Consider the following 6,468-nt stretch of genomic DNA (forward strand, 5'->3'; position numbering starts at 1 on the left):
ATCCTAAGTTTAATTCTTTTATTTATTACTATTAATAAAATCTTAGAGATTTAGAAATAGCCTTGCTTCTTCCTATCTTCCATCGCAGTTTCTGAACGCTTATCATCTGTACGATTACCACGTTCTGTCATTCGCATGGCAGCAACTTCTTCTGCAATTTTTTCAAGCGTATCGGCTTCAGATTCTATACCTCCGGTGATAGTAATATCTCCCAATGTTCTAAAGCGTATTTTTTTAGTTTGAATTTCTTCGTTGGGTTCCAATTTTAAATATTCTGAAACGGGAATCCAAGAATTGCTTCGCCAAACTACTTCGCGTTGGTGTGCGAAGTAAAGGGATGGTATTATAATTTCTTCACGCTTGATATAATTCCATACGTCCATTTCGGTCCAATTGCTTATTGGAAACGCACGAAAATGCTCACCTTCAAAATATTTTCCATTCAAAAGGTTCCATAATTCAGGTCGTTGATTTTTTGGATTCCATTGTCCAAATTCATCACGATGTGAAAAGAAGCGCTCTTTAGCACGCGCTTTTTCTTCATCTCTTCTACCACCACCAATAGCACAATCTATTTTATTGCTTTCTATTGCATCTAGGAGGGTAGTAATTTGAAGCGCATTTCTAGTCGCATTTTTACCTCTCTCTTCCGCAACCCTTCCATTGTCAATTGAATCTTGAACTGATCCAACAATAAGCTGCACTCCAAATTCCTCTATCAAATCGTCACGAAACTGGATAGTTTCAGGGAAGTTGTGCCCAGTATCTACATGAAGTAGTGGAAAAGGAATTTTGGAAGGATAAAATGCTTTCTTGGCTAAATGTGCTACAAGAATAGAATCTTTTCCACCTGAAAATAAAATTACAGGGTTTTGAAATTGGGCATATACTTCACGAAGAATAAATATAGCCTCTGACTCCAATTCATCTAAATAATTTAAATAGTACTTACTCATTTTCTTTCTATTTTTCCAATTACTTGTTTTATAATCATATCAACTATGGTATCCAAATCTAAATGGGTAGTGTCAACTTCCACATCAGGAGCCAAAGGTAGCTCATAAGGGGCATTAACACCAGTAAAATTTTTAATTTCACCTTTTCTAGCTTTATTATACAGCCCTTTTACGTCTCGGCGTTCACATTCCTCAATTGGTGTATTTACGAAGACTTCTATATAATTTGCGTAGCCGACAATTTTCTTTACATTTTCGCGATCTTCTCTATATGGGGAAACAAAGGAAGCTAAAACTACTAAACCAGCATCCATCATTAAATTAGCAACTTCACCTATTCTACGAATATTTTCAGAACGATCCTCTGCTGAGAAGGATAAGTTGGAACAGATTCCTTTACGCACGTTGTCTCCATCTAATAAATAGGTATGAATACCTTTATTATAAAATGCTTGTTCAACAGCATTGGCAACTGTTGATTTTCCAGAGCCGGATAGACCAGTAAACCAAATTAAAAGTGGGGCGTGGTTTTTAAGGCTGCTCCTTTTATCGCGATCCACATTAAACTGATGTATAAATATGTTTTTCTCCATAAAAATGAAATTAATCTTTTAATCCGTAATTCAATCTATACCAAACTCGTTCATGTAAGTAGTACAAGATCATTTTAGTTATTAGTTCGGACATGCCGATTTTAAGGCCAGAAAGCGGATTTCCTGTTATTAGCCAAGCTAATAACATTGTATCTAAAGTGCCAACACCCCTCCAGGTAAAAGTCTTTGCTATATGCCTGATTCTACTCTCTCTTATTATTCCAGCCTTCGATAAGTTTATTTTAAACCAAACGCGTTCATGCAAATAGTATAAAAACATTTTAGTAAACACCTCAGCCATTCCTATTTTCAAGCCTGTTAAGGGGTTACCAGTAATAAACCATGATATTAAAATGGTATCTATGGTACCTACAATTCTCCAGGTAATGGCTTTGGCTATGTGCCTTTTTTGAGACCTTCCTATCATTAGCTGCGTACTAAGAAATAGTTGTTTAAAAGATTCCTTTTATTATAGGCCAATGGCTTTGCAGTAGCTTGATCGATAACCTCTAGGCCTACTGCTCTGCAGATTGCATCACCTGCGGCGGTATCCCATTCCATAGTAGGGGCGAATCTTGGGTAAATATGGGCTAAGCCTTCAGCCACCAAACAAAATTTTAGGGAACTGCCCTTACTTACAATTTCTACCTTATTATCCTTTTTAATATTGTCTATAAAATTTTTGGTGTCTTCGTTTAGGTGCGATCTGCTGCCAACAATCTTTGTTATATCTAAATCAAGATCAGGTTTGATAGTTGTGGCTTTTTTAAAGATTTCGTCAATTGCTATATTCTCAGAGTCGAGAACTAGTTTTTTAGAACTTTTAGTGTCTTCCGTAGTAAAATAAAGTGTTTTAGTTACAGGCACGTATATGACACCTAATACAGGTACACCGTCTTCAACAAGGGCAATGTTTACGGTGAATTCACCATTTCTTTTTATAAACTCCTTGGTGCCATCTACAGGATCAACGATCCAACACTGTTTCCAATCTTTTCGTAGTTCAAAGTCCAATTGTTTATTTTCCTCGCTGATTATTGGAATTGAAGTGGGTTTTAAATAACGATTGATAACATCATTTGCATTTTTATCGGCTTGTGTTAAGGGAGAATTATCACCTTTAATTTCAACATCGAAATTGGTGTCATAGATTTTTAATATTTCGATTCCCGCTTCGAGCGCTGCCATAATTGCAATACTGAGATTATTTTTCATAAACAATTTGATTCTTAGTATATTGAATTTCTAGTTTTATAACAACTTTAAAAAATATAATTATAGTTATTTCAAATTACTCCAATACCACTCTACCGCCTCTTCAATTCCTTTATCAATAGCGTGAGTAGGTTTATAATGCAATAGCTTTTCAGCCTTCTCCACAGAAGCCAAGGAATGTGGAATATCTCCTTTACGGTTGGGACCATGAGTAATTTCTACCTCAACAATTTCTGGGTCAAAGGCACTTAAATGTTTTTTTAGTAAATCAGTAAGCTGCACCAAATCAGTTCTATCGCCAACCGCCGTATTATAAACTTGATTGAGCGCTGCTTCGTTTTCAGTGGTAAGCGCCAATAAGTTCATTTGCACTACATTGTCAATATATGTAAAATCCCGTGAATAACTGCCGTCACCATTAATAAGCGGGCTTTGGTGATCCATAAACTGTTTAACGAATAATGGGATTACCGCTGCATAAGCACCATTTGGATCTTGGCGTCTGCCAAAAACATTGAAGTATCTAAGTCCGATAGTATCTAAACTGTAGGTAGTATGAAAAATGCTAGCATACAATTCATTTACATATTTTGTAATAGCATAAGGCGATAAAGGTTTACCGATGACATCCTCCACTTTAGGCAAAGCTTCACTATCGCCATACGTAGAACTGCTGGCAGCGTATATAAATCGTTTTACACCTGCATCTCTCGCAGCAACTAACATATTCAAAAAACCGCTAACGTTTACATCGTTGGAAGTAATTGGATCATTAATAGAGCGCGGCACTGAGCCTAAAGCTGCCTCATGCAGAATATAATCTTGCCCTTTACAAGCGGTGTGGCAAGTTGCTAAATCGCGAATATCGCCTTCAATTAAGTTAAATTTTTTATTTGATAGGAAAGGTTCAATATTACGCCTATGGCCTGTGGCGAAATTGTCTAAGCAGGTTACGGTTGCGCCTATTTCTAATAAAGCTTCGCAGAGATTGGAGCCAATGAAGCCAGCTCCGCCTGTAACGAGAATATTCTTATCTTTTAATATTTTAAATTGATCTAAATTCATTGTTTATTAATTCGGGAATCGTTAATTGGTTAATTGGTTAATTGGTTAATTGGTTAATTGGTTAATGGGTTAATGGGTTAATTGGTTAATTGGTTAATTCGGGATTCGTTAATTTGGGATTTGTTAATTCGGGATTCGGGATTCGGGAATCGGGAATCGGGAATTGAATTTATATTTTTACTTTTCATCGTTCTTATTCTTTAAATATCGAATATAGCCATTAATTAACTGAATGCATTTTTCAGTTTGTTGACGTATTGCAGTCAAAATTTCTTGATTAATATAGTTGCAATCTTTTGCTTCAATACTATGGTTAAGAATTTCGGCTACTGATCCCCTTGAAAACCTAAGAAAATTAATATTCTCTTTATAATGATACCTCCCCCAACCTTCAGCAATATTTGCTGTTGAAGAACGAGCTGCACGCAAAATTTGCGAATACAATTCGAACCTTTCAGTTTTGGGCAGGTTTGTTAATACATTTTCTTTTAAAAAAACCTTTAAGTTATAACATTCCTTCCAACAGTTTAAATCCTCGAAATTTGATGCCATAATGTTTTGGTTAATTGGTTAATTGGTTAATTGGTTGATTGGTTAATTGGTTAATTTGTTAATTGGGGATTTGTTAATTGGTTAATTGGTTAATTCGATAGTACGGGTTTTAAATTTAACTCGCCGAATCCCGAATCCCAAATCCCGAATCACAATTTCGCTGTTGGGTTTTTTAGGACTCCTTTTACGTCGTAAACAATTGCATTTTCCTTTTTAAAAGGATCGAGGTCTAGTTTTAAAAATTCATTATGCGAAACCCCTAACACTATACCATCAAACTTTTTATTGTCAAGAGTATTTTTGGTTTCAATCTTATACTCGTGCATAACCTCTTCGGGTTTAGCCCACGGATCGTAGGTAGTTACTTTAACCCCATAATCTTCGAGGGCAGCTATAACATCTACAATACGGGTATTGCGTACGTCGGGGCAGTTTTCTTTAAAAGTAATACCAAGCATAAGGATTTCGGCATCGCATATAGCAATGCCTTTTTTAATCATACACTTAACTACCTGACTTGCTACATATTCGCCCATAGAATCGTTAAGCCTTCTTCCCGCCAAAATAATTTCGGGATGATAGCCTTTTTCTTGTGCTTTTTGTGCTAAGTAATACGGGTCAACCCCAATACAGTGTCCGCCAACCAAGCCCGGTTTAAAGGGCAAGAAATTCCATTTGGTTCCGGCAGCTTTTAATACTTCGTGGGTATCAATTTCTAAAAGATTAAAAATTTTAGCCAGCTCATTTACAAAGGCAATATTTATATCGCGTTGCGAATTTTCAATAACCTTAGCAGCTTCCGCCACTTTTATACTGGGCGCCATATAGGTACCTCCCGTGATTACAGAAGCATAAATAGCATTTATTTTTTCAGCAGACTCCGGTGTTGAACCTGCCGTAATTTTAAGGATTTTATCTACTGTATGCTCCTTATCCCCCGGATTTATACGTTCTGGAGAATACCCCACATAAAAATCTTCGTTTAGTTTAAGTCCGCTTACCTTTTCCAATACCGGCACACATTCTTCTTCGGTTACGCCGGGATATACTGTAGATTCATATACTACAGTATCTCCTTTTTTAAGCACACGTCCCACAGTTTCACTGGCAGCGTATAAGGGTTTTAGGATGGGACGGTTGTTTTTATCGACAGGAGTTGGCACCGTTACAATAAAGTAATTGCAGCCTTGAATATCCATTAAATCGGTACTACAAAAGAGACCATTTTTTAATGTGGGTGTACCATTGTTACCTGCATTCCCTGAAGAAATAAACGCAAGGTCTGACAAGGTATTTGCTTTTAATAACACCTTTTGCAATATTTCATCGGCAACCTCCAGCGTTCTATCGTGGCCGTTTTGCAGCTCCTCTACTCTTTTTTTATTGATATCGAATCCCACTACTGGGTATTTGGTAGCAAAGAGCCGTGCTAAAGGGAGTCCAACATACCCCAGGCCAATAATGCCGATTTTTATTGAATTTTCGGCATTAGCATGGCCTGACGCGGACTCGGGGGTCGTTTTTAAAACTTCCATAAATGGTTTAGACAAATTTGTATTAATGATTATTAGTCAATATCATAACTGTACCTAGGGAGAAATTGGCACTTTAAATTTTGAAGAAACAAAGATAAAAATAGATTTGGGTTTTTGTGGGGTTTTTAGGGGAAATTTCGGTTGGCGGTTGGCGGTTGTCTGTTGTCGGTTGGCGGTTGTCGGTTGTCGGTTGTCGGTTGTCTGTTGTCGGTTGTCGGTTGTCTGTTGTCTGTTGTCTGTTGTCGGTTGTCTGTTGTCGGTTGTCTGTTGTCTGTTGTCTGTTGGCGGTTGTCTGTTGTCGGTTGTCGGTTGTCGGTTGTCGGTTGTCGGTTGTCGGTTGTCGGTTGTCGGTTGTCTGTTGTCGGTTGGCGGTTGTCGATTATGGGTTACCTGTTGGCGGTTTGAATGCCCAATGTTTCATGACTAGGGAAGGGGAGTGTTCATTAAAGTGTGTCATCGGTTAAAAATCTGTTATCAAAATAATCTACGAGGTCTCTTCTCACGGATGTCCATGCAAACATAGTTCCATTCCATCTAGTCTGTGCATTTACT

Annotated in this window: 7 protein-coding genes; all 7 read right to left on the minus strand. The window is 37.4% G+C overall.

Annotated elements, in window-relative coordinates:
• Positions 1-50: 50 nt before the first annotated feature.
• Positions 51-956 (minus strand): sulfate adenylyltransferase subunit CysD, encoded by a 906-nt coding sequence (gene cysD / locus VZD24_RS11495; RefSeq protein ID WP_342687687.1) that lies wholly within the window; start codon positions 954-956, stop codon positions 51-53.
• Positions 953-1,549: an adenylyl-sulfate kinase gene (gene cysC, locus VZD24_RS11500; protein WP_342687688.1), complete on the minus strand. Its 597-nt coding sequence runs from the start codon at positions 1,547-1,549 to the stop codon at positions 953-955. The genes cysD and cysC overlap by 4 nt, the downstream gene beginning before the upstream one ends.
• Before the next feature lie 10 nt (positions 1,550-1,559).
• Positions 1,560-1,976: a DUF2061 domain-containing protein gene (locus tag VZD24_RS11505; protein WP_279448182.1), complete on the minus strand. Its 417-nt coding sequence runs from the start codon at positions 1,974-1,976 to the stop codon at positions 1,560-1,562.
• Positions 1,976-2,764 (minus strand): 3'(2'),5'-bisphosphate nucleotidase CysQ, encoded by a 789-nt coding sequence (cysQ, locus tag VZD24_RS11510; RefSeq protein ID WP_342687689.1) that lies wholly within the window; start codon positions 2,762-2,764, stop codon positions 1,976-1,978. Before cysQ ends, VZD24_RS11505 begins: the two co-directional genes overlap by 1 nt.
• 66 nt (positions 2,765-2,830) lie before the next feature.
• Positions 2,831-3,829 carry an SDR family oxidoreductase gene (locus VZD24_RS11515; protein WP_342687690.1) on the minus strand — a complete coding sequence of 333 codons (999 nt, stop codon included), beginning with the start codon at positions 3,827-3,829 and terminating at the stop codon, positions 2,831-2,833.
• Positions 3,830-4,006: 177 nt separating this feature from the next.
• Complete coding sequence (locus VZD24_RS11520; protein WP_342687692.1) at positions 4,007-4,381, minus strand: four helix bundle protein; 375 nt, start codon at positions 4,379-4,381, stop codon at positions 4,007-4,009.
• Positions 4,382-4,530: 149 nt separating this feature from the next.
• Positions 4,531-5,916 (minus strand): nucleotide sugar dehydrogenase, encoded by a 1,386-nt coding sequence (locus tag VZD24_RS11525; RefSeq protein WP_342687693.1) that lies wholly within the window; start codon positions 5,914-5,916, stop codon positions 4,531-4,533.
• Positions 5,917-6,468 lie beyond the last annotated feature (552 nt).

The organism is Aequorivita flava, from assembly GCF_038742595.1.
In the GTDB taxonomy this organism is placed as follows: domain Bacteria; phylum Bacteroidota; class Bacteroidia; order Flavobacteriales; family Flavobacteriaceae; genus Aequorivita; species Aequorivita marisscotiae.